The organism is Spongiactinospora gelatinilytica, assembly GCF_003236385.1.
In the GTDB taxonomy this organism is placed as follows: Bacteria; Actinomycetota; Actinomycetes; order Streptosporangiales; family Streptosporangiaceae; genus Spongiactinospora; species Spongiactinospora gelatinilytica.
The window spans coordinates 1-1,844 of the sequence record NZ_POUA01000671.1 but is presented as its reverse complement, the minus strand read 5'-3'; the positions used below and the strand labels follow the sequence as shown (position 1 = coordinate 1,844).

The window sequence follows — 1,844 nt, the reverse complement described above, 5'->3', positions numbered from 1 at the left end:
CCCCCGACACCTCCTCAGCCCCGCCCCGACCGGCGGCGCGCGGCCGTGACCGCCCATCCGGCGGCTGGTTCGCGTCCCTGGAAGGGCGGCTTCGCACCATGGTCCGCTGTGCCTGAGTCCGCGGCCCGGCGGCGCACAGCGGTGGTCGCCTCCCGCCCCGGAGGCGGTGCCCCGAGCCATGATCCTTCCTGGCCGCTCCCAGGGGCCGCCGCGCGCACGCGGTACTTCCGGCGCCCCGGCTCGGTGGCGCCCCGCGCCGTGGTCCCTTCCCGGCCGGGTCCCTCGCTGGAGCCGTGCCACGGTCGGCGGTGCGTGGCCGTGTGCGGGGGCGCTGTGTCGTAGCGTTTCGCTGCGATGTATGGAACCTCGACCATCCCGAGGAGTGCCGTCCGATGCTGATCACACCTGCCGGTCTGGCCGCGCTGCCCGGCGCGTCCGTGCTCGATGTGCGCTGGCGGCTGGCCGGTCCGCCCGGCCTTTCCTCCTACCGCGAGGGGCACATCCCCACGGCCGTGTTCTGCGACCTGGACACCGACCTCGCCGCGCCGCCCACGCCGCCCGGACCGGGTGGCAGGCATCCCCTTCCCGGGCCCGCGGACTTCCAGGCGGCCATGCGCCGCCTCGGCGTCTCCGGCTCGCGGCCCGTCATCGTGTACGACGACGCCGACTCCACTGCCGCCGCGCGCGCCTGGTGGACCCTGCGCTACTTCGGCCACCCCGACGTCCGGGTGCTCGACGGCGGGTTCCGCGCCTGGACCGCCTCCGGCCTGCCGGTGGAGACCACCACGCCCGACGTACCCCCCGGCGACTTCACCGCGAGCCCCGGCGGCATGCCCCTGCTCGCCGCCGAGCAGGCGGGCGCGTTCCCGGCGAGCGGGGTGCTGCTCGACGCCCGCGCCCCCGAGCGCTACCGCGGCGAGACCGAACCGATCGACCCCGTCGCCGGGCACATCCCCGGCGCGGTCAACGCCCCCACCGCGGCCAACGTGGACGAGGCCGGCCGCTTCCTGCCCCCCGACCGGCTCAAGGTCCGCTTCGAGGGCCTGGGCGTCACCCCCGGCACCCCGGCCGGCGCATACTGCGGCTCGGGCGTGACCGCCGCCCACGAGGTACTGGCGCTGCACCTCGCGGGGATACCCGCGGCCCTCTACGTCGGCTCGTGGTCGGACTGGATCACCTCACCCGAACGCCCGGTCGCGACAGGCTGAGCTACCCCAGGGCCCGGTGCCCGGCGCCGAAGCAGGCGAAGCCCCGGACACCGGTCGCCGAGGCCGCCCCGGCCAGCGCCCCCGCGGGGGTGCCGCCGGCGGCCAGCAGGTCGTGGAAGACGGTCATCAGGGCCAGGGCCTCCTCGTCCCGTACCGGCACCACGCAGGCGACCACGCACGCCGTACCCCGGGACAGCAACGCCCCCGCCAGCCCCAGCGGCCCGCCATCGGCCGGCGTGTGCGCCATGCCCGCCTCGCACGCCGACAGCACCACCAGCCGGGGCGGCCTGCGCAGCCCCAGAAGGTCGTACGCCGGCAACGGGCCGTCGTCGAGCACCAGCCCGGACATCAGCGGACTGTGGGCGTGGAAGGTGCCGTGGGTGGCGAGGTGTGCCAGCGTGGCCCCGTCGAGCGCGGCCAGCACGGCGGCGGCGCGGGCCGGCACCCGCCGCGCGCCGGGGTGGTGGGCGGCCACCATCGCCGCCTCGGCACGGGAGTAGGTGAGCCCCGGACCCGCGACGGCGACCACACCGCCCGCCTCCTGCCGGGCGGCAGCCGTACGGTCGCCCGCCAGCCACCCGGCGGCGCTCGCGGCCACGCACACCGGCCGCCCGGCCAGCGCCGGGAGGGCGGGCC

General features: G+C 77.6%; 2 protein-coding genes. One reads left to right on the top strand and one right to left on the bottom strand.

All coding sequences use genetic code 11. The annotated features are described in order from the left end of the window. Window positions 1-392: 392 nt before the first annotated feature. Window positions 393-1,208, top strand: coding sequence for a sulfurtransferase (locus C1I98_RS38465; RefSeq protein WP_111172132.1), 816 nt, complete (start codon window positions 393-395; stop codon window positions 1,206-1,208). Window position 1,209: 1 nt separating this feature from the next. Here the strand turns inward: C1I98_RS38465 and C1I98_RS38460 are convergent. Further along, the coding region (locus C1I98_RS38460) for a CHAT domain-containing protein (RefSeq protein WP_146607915.1) at window positions 1,210-1,844 on the bottom strand (635 nt) is incomplete at its 5' end.

What these genes read in the sequence shown, in the direction of transcription:
- C1I98_RS38465 (WP_111172132.1), top strand. Translation starts at nt 393, where the DNA reads ATGCTGATCACACCTGCCGGTCTGGCCGCGCTGCCCGGCGCGTCCGTG.